Origin of the sequence: Corynebacterium capitovis DSM 44611, from assembly GCF_030440535.1 — a bacterium.
GTDB lineage: Bacteria > Actinomycetota > Actinomycetes > Mycobacteriales > Mycobacteriaceae > Corynebacterium > Corynebacterium capitovis.
The window spans coordinates 693,340-710,956 of record NZ_CP047117.1; the positions used below are offsets into that span (position 1 = coordinate 693,340).

Genomic DNA, 17,617 nt, shown 5'->3' on the forward strand with positions numbered 1-17,617 from the left:
ATCCAGCGACGCTGCACCGCCACCTGCTCGGCGAGGCGAGGCCGATGACGTTGACCGCCGGGTGCAGGTTTGTAGGGGCCGGGCTTGGTGGTGGCTGATCCGGACGCGCTTTTTAGTCTGGCTTCCTATGGCGGCGTTAGGTTATATTTGTCGCCATTCAGGGCCATCCGGTGCTGGGTGCTCGACTGGGGTGGGGGCACAATGGTGGGCATGAGCACAATCCTTTCCATCCAATCGGCGGTCGCGTTCGGGCACGTCGGTAATTCCGCGGCGGTCTTCCCCTTGCAGCGCCTCGGCCACGAGGTCTGGCCGGTTTACACCGTCAACTACTCCAACCACACCGGCTACGGGCAATGGCGCGGGCCCATGATCCCGGCTTCCGACGTCGCCGCGGTCATCGAGGGTATCGGCGACCGGGGCGCCTTGTCGCGGGTAGACGCCGTGCTCTCGGGGTACCAGGGTGGAGATGACATTGCGGGTGTGATCGTGGATGCGGTGGCTCGTGTGAAGCAGGAAAACCCCAACGCCGTCTACGCGTGCGACCCGGTGATGGGCAACGCGAACTCGGGGTGTTTCGTCTCGGAGAACATTCCCCCGCTGCTGCGGGACAAGGTGGTGCCGGTCGCGGACATCATCACCCCGAATCAGTTCGAGCTAGGTTACCTCACGGAGATGGAGGCGACCGACCTGGATTCGACTCTGGCGGCGGTTGAGGCCGCGCGCGAAATGGGGCCCCGCACGGTGCTGGTGACGTCGGTGAAGCGCCCCGAGGCCGATCCGGAGCACAGCATCGAGATGGTGGTGGCGGACGATTCGGGTACGTACATTGTTCAGACTCCGCGCTTGCCGTTTAAACGCAATGGCTCCGGTGACGTTGCGGCGGCCCTCTTCACCGGCCATTACGTCAGCACCGGCGACGCCGCGGCCTCGCTGGCCACGACGGCGTCGTCGGTGTTCGGGCTGCTCGAGCAGACATTTGAGGCGGGCTCGGAGGAGTTGCTCCTCGTGGAGTCGCAGGAGCACTACGCTCACCCGGCCCTGCAGTTTAAGGTCGAGCGGATTTAGGGGGGCGCCGCTTCGGCGGGGAAGACGAGCGGGTCGGGCGGATGGCCCGGTCGCATGATCCGGCCTTGGTCGCGCAGCCGCGACCAGGCGGATGTGTGGAACCCGCTGGTCTCGTTGAATTCGATGCCCCCGTCCGGGGCCACCACCCCTACTCTGCCTGTCTCGGGGTCCCGGTCCACGTGGGACCGCCCGCAGCTTCCGTCTCGGGCGTCGTTGTTCCAGCGGTGGTGGCGGCGGCAGAGCGCGGTGAGGTTGGGGGTGTCCGTGGTCCCTCCCCGCAGCCAGGACACGATGTGGTGCATCTCTGTTTCCGAGGTCGGGACGGTGCACCCGGCCCACGCGCAGACGCCTTGAACCGCGAGAGCGACGATTCGCTGCTCGACGCTGGCCAGCCTGGTGCGTCCGAGCGAGAGGGGCACGCCGGTCGCGCGGTCGATCTGGAGCACGAAGTCGGCGGTCCCGCCGAGGCCGAGGCGGACGAGATCAAAGCAGGTGAGTTCGACGCCGGTGTTCGTGGGGAACTTCGTGGTCCAGTCGGCGTTGGCAAGGTCGTCGAGAGTGATCGAAACAACGATCGATGCCGCGCCGCGGTTCTTCGCCTGCCGCCCGTGTTCGTACTGCGTCAGGATACGCCAGAGCTGGTCGAACTTGCGCTGGGCGGGGAGACGGGTGTCCTCGGAAGAGTCGGCGTCGACGTTGGAGCCCGGCCCGCTGTTGGCGTCGATAAGAGCCTTGATCTGTGCGTAGTGGCCCTCGGTTAGCGTAACGGTCATTTTGCGGGTTCCGTCCGGGCCGGCTGGCGAGACGTGAATCCCGCGCTTATCAAAACCCGCGTTGGGGTTGTCGAGGGGTTTGTGTTTCCGGTTGGCGCGGTCGACCATCCGTCGAACCGTGAGGCGGAGGTCCTCGGGGGAACGAGTTTTGGCCTCCTTCATGGCGCGCGAGAAGATGCCGGGGCGCTCATGGGCGGCGTGCGTGGTCAGTTGCTTTAGCTCGCGGTCGATGATCGCTTGCTTCTCGGCCGAGACCTCTTGGGAGTCCTTGCGCGCCTTCTTGCGAGCGGGCTCCCCGTTGTCCTTCGACTCGCCCGCTTCCTCCGGAAAGAGGGGTGGCGACGCACCCTCCTCAGGTGGCGGAGGCTTCGGCCCGAAGAGATCTTTCGCCCTGCTGATGCGTCGATGCGCCTCGGCAGCAGACAGCCCAAGCTCCTTCTCCAGATAATCATTAGCCCACGTGCCCCCGACGAGACGCCCCGCGTTCTCGCGAACGCACAAGTGGGCGAACGCGGCGTCGACAAAAGCCTTCTTGCGTGAAGCGGCTTCCAGCTTCTCGACGTCCCCGCGGACGGCCCCAAGCGAAAGGGTGGAGGGGTCGGCGAATACGTCACAGAGCTGCTCTAATGCGTCCGAATATGTCTGAACAATCTGAGCCAAGTCCGACATGATCCACCCCCTCTCGGTGTCTGTTATGTAGACCATTGTACAGGGTGAAATATCGAATGCAAGTACGAAAGTGTCACTTTGGTGTGCAAAGCTCGGGAACCCACACCAAGTAGAATGGGCACGCATGAGTGAACTTCCTGGCCTAAGCGATTTCACGGACACCCCTGAGGGCTTCCGCTCGGGGTTTGTCAGCTTCGTCGGGCGGCCTAACGCAGGGAAGTCGACGCTGACAAACGCGCTGGTCGGGGAGAAGATCGCCATTATGGCCGACCAGCCTGAGACGACCCGGCATCCGATTCGCGGCGTGGTCAACCGGGAGGACGCTCAGGTGGTCATCGTCGATACGCCGGGCATCCACCGTCCCCGCACCCTGCTCGGGGAGCGCCTCAATGAGGTGGTCAAAGACACGTTCGCGGACGTCGACGTCATCGGCCTCACCGTCCCCGCCGACGAGAAGATCGGCCCCGGCGACCGATTCATCTACGACCACGTGAGAGTGACGAAGCCTGACGCCCCGGTTGTCGGGATCGTGACCAAGCTGGACAAGGCGACAAAAGACCAGGTGGGGGAGCGCCTCCTCGAGCTTCACCAGCTGCTCGGTGGCGAGAGCGAGGTCGTTCCCGTCTCCGCTACAGAGCAGATCCAGTTAGACACCCTGATCGACATTTTGGTTGGCCAGCTGCCCGAGGGGCCGCGGTTCTACCCTCTCGGCCACACCACGGACGAGGACATGGAGACGCGCATCTCCGAGCTCATCCGCGAGGAGGCGCTCCGCGGGTTGCGCGAGGAGCTGCCCCACTCGGTCGCGGTGGAGGTCGATGAGATGCACCCGGATCCGGAGCGTCCGGAGCGCACCATGATCTACGCGGTCCTCTACCTCGAGCGTCCCGGCCAGAAGCGCATCATCGAGGGCCCGTCCGGGCGGCGCATGAGCGGGATCGTGCACCGCGCCCGCCAGCAGATCATGCAGCTGACCGGCCGCAACGTGTACCTCGACCTGCGTATCAAGGTGCTGAAGAACTGGCAGCAGGACCCCAAGCACCTGGGCAGGCTCGGTTTTTAGACGTGCCCACCAGACCCAGTTACCGCGACCACGCGTTCGTCGTGCGCACCTACGACTTCGGGGAGGCTGACCGCGTCGTCGTGCTGCTCACGCGCACGCACGGGGTCGTCCGAGCGGTAGCAAAAGGCGTAAGACGCGCGCGGTCCCGGTTCGGCTCGCGCATCCAGCCGTTCGTGGAGATCAACGTGCAGCTCTACCCGGGCCGCAACCTCGCCACGATCACCGAGGCCGACACGGTGACCTATTACGGTTCGCGCATCATCGGCGACTTCGACCGCTACGCCGCCGGCTGCGCAATCCTGGAGACGGCGGAGAAGCTGAGCTACGCCGACCTGCCGGACACATTTCTTTTCGACGCCACCGCCGCCGCCCTCGCCCGCCTCCAATCGGACGACCATCCCACCTTGGTCCTGGACGCCTTCATTCTCACCGCGACCGAGCATTCGGGCTGGGGTTTAAGCCTCTTCAACTGCGCAAACTGCCAGCGCCCCGGCCCCCATGCCGCCTTCAGCCCCGCCCTCGGCGGCGCGGTGTGCACGCACTGCCGCCCCCCGGGTTCCATGGACATCGACCCGGAGGCCCTGCACACGATGTGGCTGCTCAGCAACGGTCAGTCCGCGAGCGCCGATCACGTTGAGCAGGTCCATCGCGCTGCGGTAGCGCACGTGACGTGGCACCTAGAGTCGGCCGTGCGCAGTCTCAAGATCATGGAGCAGGCATAATAAGCCAATGACCTTTCTCGCCCCCGAGTTCATTCCCCGCCACATCGCGCTCGTAATGGACGGCAACGGCCGGTGGGCCGCCGAGCGCGGTCTGAGGAGGACGGAGGGGCATCGCCGCGGGGAGGCGGTGCTCATGGAGTGCGTCGATGCGTGCCTCGAGATGGGCACGGTGGAGTGGCTCTCGGCGTACGCCTTTTCCACCGAGAACTGGCGCCGCAACGCCGATGAGGTGCGCTTCCTGATGGGTTTTTCGCGCGACGTCCTCGCCCGCCAGCGCGACGAGCTCCACGCGAAAAACGTCCGGATCGTCTGGGCGGGCCGCCGCCCCCGCTTGTGGCGCAGCGTCATCCGCGAGATTGACAAGGCCACCGAGCTCACCCGCGATAACACCGGCCTCACCCTCGCCATGTGCATCAATTACGGGGGCAGGGCCGAGCTTGTCGACGCCACCCGCCGCCTCGTCGCCGCCGCCCAGGAGGGATCGGTCCGTCCGGGCGACATCACCGAGGACACGCTGAGCCAGTGGCTCTATCTCCCCGACATGCCGGACGTGGACCTCTTCCTCCGGCCCAGCGGCGAGCAGAGGACTTCGAATTTCCTCCTCTGGCAGTCCGCGTACGCGGAGATGGTCTACCAGCACAAACTGTTCCCGGACTTCACCAAGCAGGACATGTTTGACGCCGTGCTGGAGTACGCCCAGCGGGATCGGCGTTTTGGTGGCGCCGTGGAGTCGAACTAGCCGTTTTCCCCTCGGGCCCGCTCCGCCTGGCACGACCGGCACACGCCGTAGATTTCGGCGTCGTGGCCGATCAGCTCGTAGCCGTAGCGGTGAGCTACCATCTGCGCCCACTGTTCGATGGGACCTCCCTCGATCTCCTCGCCGCGGCCGCATATGGTGCAGACGAGGTGGTGGTGGTGCGTCTCGGTGAGGCAGTGACGGTAAAGGGCCTCCCCTTCCGCGTTCTGCAAGACGTCGACCGCCTCGATGGCGGACAGCGACTGGAGCGTGCGGTACACGGTGGTCAAACCGACTTTTTCTCCGCGCTCTGTCAGCTCCCCGTAGATTTCACGGGCAGAGGCGAACCGGTCGATCTCCTTCATGACACTGACCACTGCGGTACGCTGCCGGGTGTTCCGTACCCCCAGCTTGGGTACGTCAGAGCTCGATCGGTGTGGGGCCATAGGCGCATTCTAGTCCCGAGCGGGGCGCACCGTGTTCGGCCTGACCCCTGGGTCTATTTCTGGGCGGGTCGTGGACGGCGGGTCGATGATCGCGGCGGCGCTGCCGGGCGCCTGTCCGTGGTCCGCTGCCGGGGAAAAGGGAGGCAACGGTACCGGGGGACGTCGAGAAGCGAGCTCAACGACGCTCGGTGGCACGTCGCTCACGCTGGCAAGGTACCGGATGGCCTCGACAACAGCCGGCTTGACCAAGTTGTATTTGACCTCGCGGCCGGTGCGAGTGGAGGAGACGAGGCCGGCCCTTTTGAGCACGCGGAGATGCTGGCTAATCAGGGGCTGCGATTTGTTCAGCTGGTCAACCAGCTGGTGAACGACGTAGTCGCCGGTGCTGAGGATGAGGACGATGTGCAACCGGAGGGGAGAGTCGAGGGCACTCACCACGTCGGCGATGCGCCGCACGTCGTCGGGTGTGTACTCCTCTCTCACCGAGTTCCCCTTCCTCATTATTTAGCAGAGACCTTCTTCTAGATTCTCTAGAGGTCTTAAATTAACAGAACAATATACGTATGTCCGAGTTTCGAAACGGCACCGCTCCCTGTACGGGCGGGGCCGCGGCCACGGGCGGTACTGCTGGCGGGTCTACCTCACCCGGTAGACTGACGGCCTAGGTACCTAGAACCTACGTCCTTCACGTCACTTCTGTCAGGAGATGTTATGGCCTCGACCATTGATACCGTCGTCAACCTGTGCAAACGCCGGGGTCTCGTGTACCCGGCGGGTGAGATTTACGGTGGTACGAGGTCGGCGTGGGATTACGGTCCGCTGGGTGTGGAGCTGAAGGAGAACATCAAGAGACAGTGGTGGCGCCATATGGTCCAGTCACGGAGGGACACGGTCGGCGTGGACACGTCGGTAATCCTGCCGCGCCAGGTATGGGAGGCCAGCGGCCACGTCGACGTGTTTACGGATCCCCTGGTGGAATCCCTCCACACGCACAAGCGCTACCGCGCCGATCACCTGATCGAGGCCTATGAGGAAAAGCACGGCCACCCGCCGGTCAACGGCTTGGCCGACATCAACGACCCGGAGACGGGCCAGCCGGGCGCCTGGACCGAACCGCGCGCCTTCTCTGGGCTGCTGAAGACCTTTCTTGGTCCGGTCGATGACCAAGAAGGCCTCCACTACTTGCGGCCTGAGACGGCGCAGGGCATCTTCGTCAACTTCAAGAACGTGATGACGTCCGCGCGCATGAAGCCGCCGTTCGGCATCGCGAACATGGGCAAGTCCTTCCGCAACGAGATCACCCCGGGCAACTTCATCTTCCGCACCCGTGAGTTCGAGCAGATGGAGATGGAGTTCTTCGTCAAGCCCGGCGAGGACGAGCAGTGGCACCAGACGTGGATCGACACCCGCTACCAGTGGTACGTCGACCTCGGCATCGACCCGGAGCACCTGCGCCTCTACGAGCACCCGAAGGAGAAGCTGTCACACTATTCCAAGCGCACCGTCGATATCGAGTACGCCTTCAACTTCCAGGGTTCCACCTGGGGCGAGCTCGAGGGTGTGGCGAACCGCACTGATTACGACCTGCGGACCCACTCGGAGGCCTCAGGCGAGGACCTCTCTTTCTTCGACCAGGAAAGCAACGAGCGCTGGATTCCTTACTGCATCGAGCCCGCTGCCGGCCTCGGCCGAGCCATGATGGCCTTCCTCATTGACGCCTACCAGGAGGAGGAGGCCCCGAACGCGAAGGGCGGCACCGATACGCGCGTGGTGCTCAAGCTCGACCGTCGGCTCGCCCCGGTGAAGGCCGCAGTGCTCCCGCTGTCGAAGAAACCGGAGTTGTCGGGCCCGGCGGAGGAGCTTGCAGCCACGCTGCGCCAGCACTGGAACGTCGACTACGACACCTCGGGCGCGATCGGGCGCCGCTACCGCCGCCAAGACGAGATCGGGACCCCGTTCTGCATCACCTACGACTTCGACTCGCTCGAGGACGGCGCCGTGACCGTGCGCGAGCGCGACACGATGGAGCAGGAGCGCGTGAGGATCGCCGACCTCGAGGCCTACCTCGCCGCCCACCTCATTGGAGCTTAGAACATGCATTACGTCAGCTGGGATCGAAGCGACAAGGACAATTTGAAGTTGCTCGCGGAGGCCGGCCCCGAAGTCCTCGGGGTCTTCACTGCGGACACGGCAGAGGTCGGCCCCGAGGGCGACCGCGAGACCTGGAATCTGGTTGCTTCCCCTGAATCCGGGGCGGTTGCCGAGCGCGCCGGTGTCGAGATCGTCCGCACCCGTGATTCCCTCAGGCGGGCCAAGACCCTCGATGTCGACGTCGAGGGCCGCTCCTACCGTCTGGTGGCCGAAACCGCGAAGAACTGGATCATCGACGATGCGGCGGGCCAGAAGGTTGCCCAGTTCAGCCAGGACCATAACGGAGTGCGCAAGGCGATCCTCGAGTTCGAAGGCGACACCGATCTGCAGCCCACGGACGTCGCCGCCCTCGCCTGGATCTCCCGCGAGGTGCTGGAGACGAAGAAGATGCTCAACTCGAACGCGTTGATCGCCTTCCTCGTCTTCCTCTCCCTTTTCGTAGTCGTGGTGGCCCTCATCCAATGAGTACCTACACGTGGAGGGGCACCTCGCTTATCGACGCCCCTGTGGCCACCTCAGCTACACCGGCAGGGATCACCGTCGGCGCCGAGACCCTCCGCGTGATTTCAGACAACCCGGTAGATTTCCGGGCGAGCGGGACTGACGGGTCGACCTACCGCGTGCACAAGCGCGGGCTAACGGTCGCGCGCTACGACGCGCACTGTGCGGGGCGGGATTACTCGGTCAATCGCACGGGGGTGGGGAAGCGGCGTGACATCGTGGATTCCGCGGGGATCGTCGTCGCGCGCACCCGGGAACACGTCGACGGCACCCTCGACGTCCTCGTCGCGGATGACCCCTCAGCCGAGGTGATGGTCGATGTCGCGTTCATCTCGTGGGCGCTGACCTTTGTCGATACGCCCACGCGGCGAACCATGATCTAGAACATTCCACCGCGGCCGGCCGGGCCGCCGCCGGAAAATCCCCCGCCACCGCCACCGAAGCCGCCTCCCCCAAAACCGCCACCGAAGCCGCCACCGAAGCCGCCACCGAAGCCGCCCCCGAAACCGCCGCCAAAGCCACCGCCCGAGAGGAGTGAGCCCCAGATCACCGCGTTGGCGAGGCTCCCCGCGGTCGCCTGCGTTTGCTGCGAGCGGTACAGGTCGATGTCGTTGTTAGCCGCGTCCGCTGCGAGGCGAGCAGTGTCCGCAGCCTCGCGGGCGTAGCTCACGGCGCCCCGGGTGTCCGTCGTTCGCCGGTTGCGGGCTTCGTTGAACTGCCGCTTGGACTCGGCCAAGAGGGTTCGGGCTTCGGAGCCGATGAGGCGCCCTCGGGAGTTGATCAGGTCTTCCGCGCTTTGGATCTGCGCCGCCGCCGCCCGCAGCTGCTGGTCCAAGACGGTCAGCTGGCGCTGCTGGTCGGTCGCCGCGCCGCGGGCTCGGTCGATCTCGGCGTCGATGCGGGAGTCGAGGTCCGTCAGCTCCGTGTGCAGCGATAGCGGGTCCTCCCCGCTCCGGTTACCTATGTTGGCCAGGGCCTGCCGCGCCTCCGCGGTGACTGCATCCAGGTCTTCGACGCTGATCTGGGCCCCCTGACGGCTCGCGCTGCGGAGCTGTTCCATCTCGCGCAGCTCGCCCTGGATTTCCTCGATCAGAGCCGGTAGCGACGCGTGGGCGGAGCGGATGTTCGTCTCGGCGTTCTCGATGGCGGAAAGGTTCGTGTCGGAGACCTCGACGGCGTGGGACGCGGACGCGATGAGGTCCACCAGGGCACCCTGGCGGCCTGCAGGCTGGGCGGCGGTTTCGCGGGCCTGGGTCAGCAGCTTCTCGGCCTCATCGAGGGAGGCATGCGCCACGTCGACGTTGTCGGCGATGGAGCGCAGCATCGAGGAGGAGTAGCGCTGGCGGAGCGCGTCGAGAAGCGACTGCGCGGGTTCGAGGCGAGCCCTGATGTCCACCGTTCGCTGGGTGATTTTGCCGATTTCATCGTCAGCGTTGATTAGGACGTTGCGCAGGGAGTTGAACTCCTCACTGCGCTGTTTCAGAGCCTCGTTGGCCTTGCCGCAGGAGGCGACGATGTCGATGAGCATCGCGCGCTTTTCCGGCTCGGTTTCGGGGATGGCGTCGTAAAGCTGCTGGTGCGTGGAGAAGGCCCGTTGCAGGGAGGACGTCGCCGCATTCATTGCCGACGTGAAGGGGCGGACGCGGTCTGCCCCGAACTCCGAGGTGGCTACCTGCAGCTCTTCCTTGCCCTGGCGGATCGATTCGTCGGTGTTGACCAACGTGTCCTTCGCCAACTGCTCCAGCGTGGGGGTGGGCAGGTTGCTCAAGCTGTCGGCGTCGCTGGGGGACAGGGCGCGGGCCGATTCCAACTGCTCCTGCTCGGACTTCTTCGTACGGCGGCGCGATGCGGCCCACAGGCCTCCGCCCGCAACGGCGGCAATCCCTACGCCGCCCGCGACCCATCCCAGGCCCGCCGCGTCCCCGCCACCCTTTGCGGCGTCGACGGCGGCGAGGGCCGCGCCCGACCAGTCATTTTGTGTGAGGCGCGAGTAGGCCGCGTCGTTCATCTTGTCGATTTCGCTCTGCTGCCACATGCTCCCGCCGTCCACGGCGTAGGAACGCTCAGAGGGGGAGACGACCAACACCGCGGTGTTGGGTCCGGAGGCATCGACAGCACGCTGTGCCCAGTCCTGAGCGGAGGTGGGCCCGAAGGAATCCAGGAACACAACCCGGACCGTCTTGTTTTTGGCGGCCGTGACCTCCTGGATCGCGGACTCAATCTCGGATTTCTCCGCGTCGCTTAGCACTCCTGCTTCGTCGGTAACCAGCGCCGTGAGGCGGCCCGGGGCCGTGGTCGTCGACTGGGCGGAGATATCCGTGGTCAATGCTAGGGCCGCAGGCGCGAAACTGGCCGCGCACAGCCCGCCGGTGATCAGAGGGGTCGCAGCGAGGATGCGAAGAGTTCGCTTTGTCATGCTGATAAGGCTAGTCGGTTCCCCCGCCGACGGCTTGGGGCCTCTACCCTATGGTCGTGTACTCTTACTCCGCCTTCGATGCCGAACGCCGCACCCAGGAGGGCCCGAAGGGCTCCCAACTCGCCGGAAACGCGGAGAACCGGGACGCGTTCTCCCGCGACCGAGCGCGCGTCCTGCACTCCGCGGCGCTGCGCCGGCTGGCGGACAAGACCCAGGTTGTCGGGCCGCGCGAGGGGGATACGCCCCGCACTCGCCTCACGCATTCCCTGGAAGTCGCCCAGATTTCCCGCGGCATCGGTGACGCGCTCGGGCTCAACCCCGACCTCTGCGACATGGCGGGACTAACCCACGACATTGGGCACCCCCCGTACGGCCACAACGGAGAGGTCGCCCTTAACGAGGTCGCCGCGGGAGGTTTTGAGGGGAACGCGCAAACGCTGCGCATCCTCACCCGCCTCGAGCCGAAGGTCTTCAGCGGTGAGGATTCCTATGGCCTCAACCTCACCCGGGCGGCGCTTGATGCTGCGTGTAAGTACCCGCGAACCCGGACCAACGCGGACAGGTCGGTGAACCGCAAATACAGCGCCTACGACGAAGACGCCCACGTCCTGGCCTGGCTGCGCCGTGGCCACGAGGACGACGCCCCGCCGATGGAGGCTCAGGTGATGGACTGTTCTGACGACATCGCCTACTCCGTCCACGACGTCGAGGACGGGATCGTCTCGGGGCGCATCACCCTGAAGGTCCTGTGGGACATCGTGGAGCTCGCGGCGCTCGCAGGAAAGGGCGCGGTGGCCTTTGGCGGGACGGCCGACGAGCTTATCGACGCCGCCGCGCGCCTGCGTTCCCTCCCCGTCATCTCACACGCCGCAGACTTCGACTACACCCTGTCTTCCTGGGCGGGCCTGAAGAAGATGACCTCGGAGCTTGTCGGGCGCTATGTCGGCGCGGTGGTCGCAGCCACCACCAGCGCGGATTGCAACCAGCCCGACCAGCTGCGCTCAGAGGAAAACCCCTCCGGCGCCCTCGGCCGCCAGTTCGGCCGGCTGATCATACCCGCCGAGGCCGAAGCGGAGGTGCGCCTTCTCAAGACAGTCGCCGTCCTGTACGTCATGGACATGCCCGCCCACCTGAGCCGCCAAGACCGCCAGCGCGACCGTATCTATAGCGTGTACGATTACATGCTCGCCGGTGCCCCGGGCACCCTCGACACGATGTTCCGGCAGTGGTGGAAAGCCGCGGAGACGGACGCGGAGCGCGAGCGCGTGGTCGTGGACCAGATCGCCTCAATGACGGAGTCGCGCCTGGAGCGGGCGGCGAAGAAGGCGGCGGGGGTTGCGGGGTTTATGTCCTAGGCCGGATCAGCGCCCCGCCACCTCGCAGAAGGACTCGTAGTGGTCGGCGGTGTAGTACCACTCGTCAACCTGACCGTCATCACCGCCACCCGCGACAATGCGGCGCTCTCCGCGGCTCCTCAGCCCCGGGGTTGAGACGGTGTATTCGCGGTAGTACCCGGACGGCTCGGCGGGGAGGATGCCCTCGTAGTTGCCAAAGCGAGTGTCGTCCTCAACCGGGTAGGGGAACGGGCCTCCCTTTTCCACGAGGTCGATTGTGGACAACGCTTCGTCGGGAAGCGAGGCGCACGCGCTCACCGCTGGAGGGGCCGTGGACGGGCCGACCTGGGCGTCGGACAAGTCGTCGGTTGTGATCACCCGCGCGCCGAATTCTCCGAGCGGCAGCGCGACCAGCGCGATGAGAATGACCCCGAGGTACCGGTTGTTCAAACCGTTGGACTGACCCATGGGCCGCATTGTCCCACACAGCAGACGCGAGTTGACCCACCGGCTACGATGTACGCATGGCCAGGGGCAGGATTCCGGATAGCGACATCCAAGCGATCCGAGAACGCGCCCCCATCGAAGACATCATCGGCGAATACGTACAGCTCAAGCCGGCCGGCCACGATTCGCTAAAGGGCTTGAGCCCCTTCAAGGACGAAAAGACGCCCTCCTTCCACGTGCGCCCCGCCCGCGGGTATTACCACTGCTTCTCCACGGGCAAGGGCGGCGATGTTTTTTCCTTCCTCATGGAGATGGAGCAGCTCTCCTTCCCTGAGGCGGTCGAGGCCGTTGCGGAACAGATCGGCTATCACATCAACTATCAGGGCGGGACGACGGGCGCCCGGGACGTCAAGCCGGGCACCCGCGCGCGGCTGCTGGCCGCAAACAAGGCCGCCCACGAGTACTACCGGGAGCAGCTGGAGACACCCGGCGCCGCCGCGGGCCGCGAGTTCCTGCTCAACCGCGGGTTCGATCAGGCACTTGTCTACGAGTTTGAATGCGGGTACGCGCCCGACGGCTGGGACAGCCTGACAAAGCACCTGCTGAGGAAAGGCTTTAGCGCCGAAGAGCTACAGGAGGCCGGGCTGACGTCGATGGGCAAGCGGGGGCCCATCGATAAGTTTCGGCGCCGCCTGCTGTGGCCGATCAAGGACGTCGCGGGCAACGTCATCGGCTTCGGGGCTCGTAAACTTTTCGACGACGACCCGATGGGCAAGTACATGAACACCCAGGACACGATGCTCTACCACAAGAGCAAGGTCCTTTTCGGGCTGGATATGGCAAAAAAGCACATTGCCACCGACCACCAGACGGTGGTCGTGGAAGGGTACACCGACGTCATGGCCATGCACGCCGCGGGGGTGAAGACGGCGGTCGCCGCCTGCGGAACCGCGTTCGGCGCCGACCACCTCTCCGTGATCCGCCGCCTCATGCTCGATGACAGCTACTTCCGCGGCGAGCTGATCTACACCTTCGACGGAGACGAGGCGGGGCAGAAGGCGGCGATGCGCGCCTTCGAGGGAGACCAGGCGTTTACGGGCCAGTCCTTCGTCGCGGTCGCCCCCGATGGGATGGACCCCTGCGACCTGCGCCTAGCCAAGGGGGACGCCGCCGTGCGCGACCTCGTGGCCAGCCGCAAGCCGATGTTCGAGTTCGTCATCGAGTCGCTCCTTTCGCAGTACTCCCTGGACTCGGCGGAGGGCAGGCTGCAAGCTTTACGACGCACCGTGCCCGTCGTGGCCGGTATCTCCGACAAGGTGCTGCAAGCCGAGTATGCGCGCCGCCTGGCGGGGTGGGTGGGCTGGCCCAACCCGGACGAGGTGCTGCAGCAGGTCCGCACCGCGGCCTCCCAGCCCAAACGCCAGACGCGTCGGGGCGGCCGCCAGGACGCCCCCTTGGCAGCGGCGCCTGCTGCCTCCGCCCCCGCTCCCCGGCGAGACGACCCAGTGCTGTGGCCGCAGCGCGAGGCGCTCAAGATCGCGCTGCAATACCCAGAAAACGCCGGCGACTACTTCGACGGGATTAACCCCGACGCGTTCACGCACCCCGCGTACAGGCAGGTCCGCGACGCGATTAGCACCGCGGGTGGAACGGGCACCGCCGGGCCGGCCCACGCCGGGGCGGTTCGCACGTGGCTTGCCGACGTCGCCGGCGCGATGACGGACCTGACGGGGCGCAACCTCGTCTCAGAGCTGGCCGTCGAGCCGATTCATGCCGAAGACGTCAGCCAGTACGCCGATTCGGTCCTCTCTCGCCTCCAAGAGGTCCGAGTGGGGGATCAGATTGCCCAGCTCAAGGCGCAGCTGCAGCGGATGCGACCGTCGGAAGACGAGCGCGCCTACAATGCGCTGTTTTCGGACCTCGTCGCCCTGGAGCAGGCGCGCCGCGAGCTGAACAACCGCGCCTTCCGCGCCTGAGGCGCTTAGGAACGGCTGAGGGCGAACTCAACGGCGTCGAGCGGGGCGGTCGCGTCCCACTCGTCGCGCGCGACGCTCAACGCTGCGAGGTATTCGGCGTAGGAAGTGTCCCCAGTCAAGCCCGCCGCGGCCAGGTGAGACGGGGAGACGATGACCGGCTTCGGTTCCGCCCCCTCTTGCGTCCCAGCGAGGAAGTAGGCCAGGGTCGAGGCGAACTGCGCGTCGAGCCCAAGCGCCTCGAGGTCCGCCACCTGCTGGGCGGGATCCTTCGACGGCAGGGTACGCAGCGTGCGCAGCAGCTCCGCGGCGTTGCTCTTGTTGCGCAGGAATTGCTGAAGCTTGAGCTGGACCTGCGGCTTGCTCCCCGCCCCGAAGGCAAACGCCGCACCGATGAAATCGATCACGGCGTCGCGGGAAAACTCAGTCTGGACAGCGTCCGCCGCGAAGAGGAATACCTCGCCGCGGGAGATGGTGGCGGTGGCGTCATCGCGAAAGGGGGGCACGTGGCGCAGGTGGTGCGGCCACCCCGTCTTCCAGCGGCGGGGAGAAAAGGTCACGGCGTCGGCGAGAATGGCCTCCGGGGTGGGGGAGGCCATAGTCAGGGCCTGAACGATCTGATTCACGCCGCCCATTCTGGCAGACGGGCGCGAGCGGGTAGCTCGGTGGCTGCCGGGCAAGGTAATTTTCACTACTATATTAAGGAGATGATCAATTACTGAGGAGGCTAAGAAAGTTATGACCAATGGGATAGTTCGTGCAGTTATCGTGACTGGCGCCGGGTCCGGGATCGGTCGGGCCACGGCGCTCGCCCTGGCTAAGCGCGGTGACGCGGTCGTCGTAGCGGATTTGTCGGATAACGCCGCCGAGACCGTGAACCTCATCGAGCAGCAGGGGGGAACCGCGACCGCCGTGGTCGGGGACGTCAGCGATGACACCGTGGTTGAGCAGCTCGTCTCCGTGGCCCGCCAGCTGGGTGACACCGTCGGCTTGGTCAACAACGCGGGCGTCATGGACGATTTCGCTGGCGCCGCAGACACCGACGACGCTACGTGGCAGCGCTGCCTACTCATTAACGTTACCGCCCCGTTTAAGCTCATCCGCGCCGTTGTGCCGCTTTTGCGCGAACAGAAGGGCGGTGCGATTGTCAACGTCGGCTCCGCGGCCAGCCTGCGCGGTGCGGCCGCCGGCGCCGCCTACACTGCGTCCAAGCACGCGCTGGCGGGGTTGAGCAAAAACACCGCCTACACTTACGGCCGGGAGGGCATCCGCTGCAACATGGTTGCCCCCGGCGGGGTAGAGACGAACATCATGAGCTCCGTTGACCAAACGGCCCTGCGCCCCGAGGCCGGCCTAGCTGCGATCACCCCGGTTCACAACACGGCAATCCGCAACGCGAAGCCCGAAGAGCTCGCAGAGGTCATCGCGTTCCTTTTGTCGGACGCGGCCTCGGACGTCAACGGTGTGGCGATCCCCGTCGACGCGGGGTGGGCAGCCGGTTAGGCCGGTGAAGCTCTGTTTAACCCGGTTACGCCCGGTTAAACAGAGCCCGGGATGGCCGTGGCCTAAAATAACCGCCCATGGCCATCCTTCTCCTTGATCCCCGTTGGCCCGAGATGGTTCCACTGAGCGTGCTTGCTCGCGTCGCTGGGCCGGTGGAGTTCACCCCGGAGGTCCCCGTTTTCGTGAGGTGGAATTTTCCTGGAGGCGGGTCCGGGGAGTCGTGGCTCGTCACCATGGACCCGGGCCACGCGGAGGATCGCGCACGTGCAGAGAACGAGAGCGTGATCCGCGTGCCCTCCCTCGCGGAAGACGCGGTCCGCGAGGCCGTGGTGACAATGCACGCCGCCCGCGTGCGGGGCGAGTGGGAGCGCGCGATGACGCACGAGTCGCTGCTTCCTTACTTGGAGGAGGAAGCCCGCGAATTCGCCGACGCGGTCCGCAGCTCGGCACCGGACTCGGAGCTTCGGAGCGAGCTCGGCGACGTCCTGCTGCAGGTGCTTTTCCACGCCGAAATCGCCAGCGAGCGGGGCGCTTTCGACTTCGACGGGGTCGCCGCGTCTTTCGTCGAAAAAATGCGTTCGCGTTCCCCGTATCTTTTCGACGGGAGCACCGGGCCCGTGCCCGTCGCGGATCAAGAGCGCTTTTGGGCGGAGGGTAAACGACGCGAGCGCGGGGAATAGTTAACGTACAGTCAGGGCCGGCAAAAGATCGCGCACCTGGGGCAGGTTGGCCTGGGAGGACAGCTGAGAGGCGAAGCGGATAGCCTGGTCGACGGGGGTCGTCGGGTCTTCTTTGACCACACCGCATTCGACGGCGCGGTCTGCGATGGCGCCGATCGTCGCACCCGTGGCGAGGCGGATCTGCACGTCGCTGCCAACCGCCTTGTTCAGGTTGGTGACGAGTTCGCTGCGGGTGGTGGTGTCCGTCGCGTGGCCGGTTCCGCGAAGTATGGTGCCGACCAAGCCGCAGTCGGCGGTCTTGACGTTTCCGTTGATGAGCGTTAAAAGCTCGAAGGTGGTGGTTTGCGCGTGGGCGGGGGCGATGCCGGCTGCGCTGGCGCAGAAGAGCGCGGCGGCGGCGAGGGCGGTACTACGGCGCATGATGTGTGAGCGTTCCTTTGCTTGATGCGGTTTACCACGGAGACACGGGTCAGCATAACCGTTACTGCTGTGGCGCGTGGGGAGAATGTTGTTAATGCACAGCTTCCAGCGCCAACGCCAGCGCCTGGTCCTAGCCGACGCCGACGCCGACACACAAGGTGGCAAGGCCGCGCGAGACGCCCTCCCTCTCCATACGGTTGAAAGCGTGACCGTGATTCGACAGCCGAAGGGACCGAGCGGGTGCCCCAGTGCAATCGCCCCTGAGGTCGCGGATGCAGCCAAGCGATTGTGAGGCGAAGGCCTCGGTGAGCTCGATCGCCTGGAAGTCCTCGATGCCGTGATCGGGATGATCTCGCTGGCGAATAGCTTATCTTCGCTAGCGCGGTGAGCGCGCGCCAGCGACTCGACTCTGCCGGCAACGACGACGTCGGCGTCACCCGCGCGCACCATCGACGCCGCTAGGGAGATCGTCCTCCCCCCGCTCCGTTCGTGTGTTGCCGAAAATGACCGCGTCAATGCCTGACGGATCGTTGTCAGAATCTTCCACGACGGCCTTGATGTCGGTGGCGGCGAGATCGTCGGGACGGATGCTCGAGGGGTGCGCGGGCCGGAGACGAGGAATGCGTCGTTAATCACGGCTTGAAGCCTTCTTTTCTGTCTACTCGGGGGGCACTCGGGCGGGCGGGACGCGCGCCATGTGGTTCGCCAAACAGTACCC

Annotated in this window: 18 protein-coding genes and 1 pseudogene; 11 read left to right on the forward strand and 8 right to left on the reverse strand. The window is 65.6% G+C overall.

Annotated features, from left to right (window positions below):
* Positions 1–201 precede the first annotated feature (201 nt).
* Entirely contained in the window at positions 202–1,065 is an 864-nt protein-coding gene (gene pdxY, locus CAPI_RS03430) for a pyridoxal kinase PdxY (protein ID WP_018016643.1), read from the forward strand.
* Here the strand turns inward: pdxY and CAPI_RS03435 are convergent.
* Positions 1,062–2,507, reverse strand: a complete 1,446-nt coding sequence (locus tag CAPI_RS03435; RefSeq protein ID WP_018016644.1) for an HNH endonuclease signature motif containing protein — start codon at positions 2,505–2,507, stop codon at positions 1,062–1,064. The two genes, pdxY and CAPI_RS03435, sit on opposite strands and share 4 nt — an antisense overlap.
* A 124-nt stretch (positions 2,508–2,631) precedes the next feature.
* On the opposite strand from CAPI_RS03435, the gene era reads away from it, so the two are divergent.
* The 3 genes from era to CAPI_RS03450 are packed head-to-tail and all read left to right on the forward strand — an operon-like array spanning position 2,632 to position 5,031.
* Positions 2,632–3,570: a GTPase Era gene (era, locus tag CAPI_RS03440; protein WP_018016645.1), complete on the forward strand. Its 939-nt coding sequence runs from the start codon at positions 2,632–2,634 to the stop codon at positions 3,568–3,570.
* A gap of 2 nt (positions 3,571–3,572) precedes the next feature.
* The gene (gene recO / locus CAPI_RS03445) at positions 3,573–4,292 is read left to right on the forward strand and encodes a DNA repair protein RecO (protein WP_018016646.1); all 720 of its coding nucleotides are present in this window, start codon (positions 3,573–3,575) and stop codon (positions 4,290–4,292) included.
* Between the two features lie 7 nt (positions 4,293–4,299).
* The gene (locus CAPI_RS03450; RefSeq protein WP_018016647.1) at positions 4,300–5,031 is read left to right on the forward strand and encodes an isoprenyl transferase; all 732 of its coding nucleotides are present in this window, start codon (positions 4,300–4,302) and stop codon (positions 5,029–5,031) included.
* Here the strand turns inward: CAPI_RS03450 and CAPI_RS03455 are convergent.
* Together CAPI_RS03455 and CAPI_RS03460 are read right to left on the reverse strand one after the other, a co-directional pair.
* The gene (locus tag CAPI_RS03455; protein ID WP_026157000.1) at positions 5,028–5,474 is read right to left on the reverse strand and encodes a Fur family transcriptional regulator; all 447 of its coding nucleotides are present in this window, start codon (positions 5,472–5,474) and stop codon (positions 5,028–5,030) included. The two genes, CAPI_RS03450 and CAPI_RS03455, sit on opposite strands and share 4 nt — an antisense overlap.
* Positions 5,475–5,483: 9 nt before the next feature.
* Positions 5,484–5,957, reverse strand: a complete 474-nt coding sequence (locus CAPI_RS03460) for an ArsR/SmtB family transcription factor (protein WP_018016649.1) — start codon at positions 5,955–5,957, stop codon at positions 5,484–5,486.
* A 228-nt stretch (positions 5,958–6,185) separates the two neighbouring features.
* On the opposite strand from CAPI_RS03460, the gene CAPI_RS03465 reads away from it, so the two are divergent.
* From CAPI_RS03465 to CAPI_RS03475, 3 genes are read left to right on the forward strand one after another with little or no spacing between them, the layout of a single operon-like run.
* On the forward strand, positions 6,186–7,565 hold the full coding sequence (locus CAPI_RS03465) for a glycine--tRNA ligase (RefSeq protein ID WP_018016650.1): 1,380 nt from the start codon (positions 6,186–6,188) through the stop codon (positions 7,563–7,565).
* A 3-nt stretch (positions 7,566–7,568) separates the two neighbouring features.
* A complete protein-coding gene (locus CAPI_RS03470) occupies positions 7,569–8,090 on the forward strand; it encodes a hypothetical protein (protein WP_018016651.1) in 522 nt (173 codons plus the stop codon).
* Entirely contained in the window at positions 8,087–8,509 is a 423-nt protein-coding gene (locus CAPI_RS03475) for a hypothetical protein (RefSeq protein WP_018016652.1), read from the forward strand. The genes CAPI_RS03470 and CAPI_RS03475 overlap by 4 nt, the downstream gene beginning before the upstream one ends.
* On the opposite strand, the gene CAPI_RS03480 is transcribed toward CAPI_RS03475, so the two are convergent.
* Positions 8,506–10,542 (reverse strand): TPM domain-containing protein, encoded by a 2,037-nt coding sequence (locus CAPI_RS03480; protein ID WP_018016653.1) that lies wholly within the window; start codon positions 10,540–10,542, stop codon positions 8,506–8,508. The genes CAPI_RS03475 and CAPI_RS03480 overlap by 4 nt on opposite strands.
* 50 nt (positions 10,543–10,592) lie before the next feature.
* On the opposite strand from CAPI_RS03480, the gene CAPI_RS03485 reads away from it, so the two are divergent.
* Positions 10,593–11,897 (forward strand): deoxyguanosinetriphosphate triphosphohydrolase, encoded by a 1,305-nt coding sequence (locus CAPI_RS03485; RefSeq protein ID WP_018016654.1) that lies wholly within the window; start codon positions 10,593–10,595, stop codon positions 11,895–11,897.
* 6 nt (positions 11,898–11,903) lie between these two features.
* Here CAPI_RS03485 and CAPI_RS03490 read toward each other — a convergent pair whose 3' ends face one another.
* A complete protein-coding gene (locus CAPI_RS03490) occupies positions 11,904–12,344 on the reverse strand; it encodes a guanyl-specific ribonuclease (RefSeq protein ID WP_018016655.1) in 441 nt (146 codons plus the stop codon).
* Positions 12,345–12,400: 56 nt separating this feature from the next.
* Between CAPI_RS03490 and dnaG the strand changes: the two genes are divergently transcribed.
* Positions 12,401–14,299: a DNA primase gene (gene dnaG / locus CAPI_RS03495; RefSeq protein ID WP_018016656.1), complete on the forward strand. Its 1,899-nt coding sequence runs from the start codon at positions 12,401–12,403 to the stop codon at positions 14,297–14,299.
* 5 nt (positions 14,300–14,304) lie between these two features.
* Here dnaG and CAPI_RS03500 read toward each other — a convergent pair whose 3' ends face one another.
* Positions 14,305–14,931, reverse strand: a complete 627-nt coding sequence (locus CAPI_RS03500; RefSeq protein ID WP_018016657.1) for an 8-oxoguanine DNA glycosylase OGG fold protein — start codon at positions 14,929–14,931, stop codon at positions 14,305–14,307.
* Between the two features lie 103 nt (positions 14,932–15,034).
* On the opposite strand from CAPI_RS03500, the gene CAPI_RS03505 reads away from it, so the two are divergent.
* Entirely contained in the window at positions 15,035–15,799 is a 765-nt protein-coding gene (locus CAPI_RS03505) for an SDR family NAD(P)-dependent oxidoreductase (protein ID WP_018016658.1), read from the forward strand.
* Positions 15,800–15,876: 77 nt separating this feature from the next.
* Positions 15,877–16,479, forward strand: a complete 603-nt coding sequence (locus CAPI_RS03510) for a MazG nucleotide pyrophosphohydrolase domain-containing protein (RefSeq protein ID WP_018016659.1) — start codon at positions 15,877–15,879, stop codon at positions 16,477–16,479.
* Here CAPI_RS03510 and CAPI_RS03515 read toward each other — a convergent pair whose 3' ends face one another.
* Positions 16,480–16,899 (reverse strand): hypothetical protein, encoded by a 420-nt coding sequence (locus CAPI_RS03515; protein WP_018016660.1) that lies wholly within the window; start codon positions 16,897–16,899, stop codon positions 16,480–16,482.
* Positions 16,900–17,029: 130 nt separating this feature from the next.
* Positions 17,030–17,233: pseudogene (locus CAPI_RS03520) on the reverse strand (3-oxoadipyl-CoA thiolase); the annotation flags it as partial.
* Positions 17,234–17,617 lie beyond the last annotated feature (384 nt).

Coding starts and splice junctions, on each gene's coding strand:
- pdxY (WP_018016643.1), top strand. CDS start 202: ATGGTGGGCATGAGCACAATCCTTTCCATCCAATCGGCGGTCGCGTTC.
- CAPI_RS03435 (WP_018016644.1), bottom strand. CDS start 2,507: ATGTCGGACTTGGCTCAGATTGTTCAGACATATTCGGACGCATTAGAG.
- era (WP_018016645.1), top strand. CDS start 2,632: ATGAGTGAACTTCCTGGCCTAAGCGATTTCACGGACACCCCTGAGGGC.
- CAPI_RS03450 (WP_018016647.1), top strand. CDS start 4,300: ATGACCTTTCTCGCCCCCGAGTTCATTCCCCGCCACATCGCGCTCGTA.
- CAPI_RS03455 (WP_026157000.1), bottom strand. CDS start 5,474: ATGGCCCCACACCGATCGAGCTCTGACGTACCCAAGCTGGGGGTACGG.
- CAPI_RS03465 (WP_018016650.1), top strand. CDS start 6,186: ATGGCCTCGACCATTGATACCGTCGTCAACCTGTGCAAACGCCGGGGT.
- CAPI_RS03470 (WP_018016651.1), top strand. CDS start 7,569: ATGCATTACGTCAGCTGGGATCGAAGCGACAAGGACAATTTGAAGTTG.
- CAPI_RS03475 (WP_018016652.1), top strand. CDS start 8,087: ATGAGTACCTACACGTGGAGGGGCACCTCGCTTATCGACGCCCCTGTG.
- CAPI_RS03480 (WP_018016653.1), bottom strand. CDS start 10,542: ATGACAAAGCGAACTCTTCGCATCCTCGCTGCGACCCCTCTGATCACC.
- CAPI_RS03485 (WP_018016654.1), top strand. CDS start 10,593: ATGGTCGTGTACTCTTACTCCGCCTTCGATGCCGAACGCCGCACCCAG.
- CAPI_RS03490 (WP_018016655.1), bottom strand. CDS start 12,344: ATGGGTCAGTCCAACGGTTTGAACAACCGGTACCTCGGGGTCATTCTC.
- dnaG (WP_018016656.1), top strand. CDS start 12,401: ATGGCCAGGGGCAGGATTCCGGATAGCGACATCCAAGCGATCCGAGAA.
- CAPI_RS03500 (WP_018016657.1), bottom strand. CDS start 14,931: ATGGGCGGCGTGAATCAGATCGTTCAGGCCCTGACTATGGCCTCCCCC.
- CAPI_RS03505 (WP_018016658.1), top strand. CDS start 15,035: ATGACCAATGGGATAGTTCGTGCAGTTATCGTGACTGGCGCCGGGTCC.
- CAPI_RS03510 (WP_018016659.1), top strand. CDS start 15,877: ATGGCCATCCTTCTCCTTGATCCCCGTTGGCCCGAGATGGTTCCACTG.
- CAPI_RS03515 (WP_018016660.1), bottom strand. CDS start 16,899: ATGCGCCGTAGTACCGCCCTCGCCGCCGCCGCGCTCTTCTGCGCCAGC.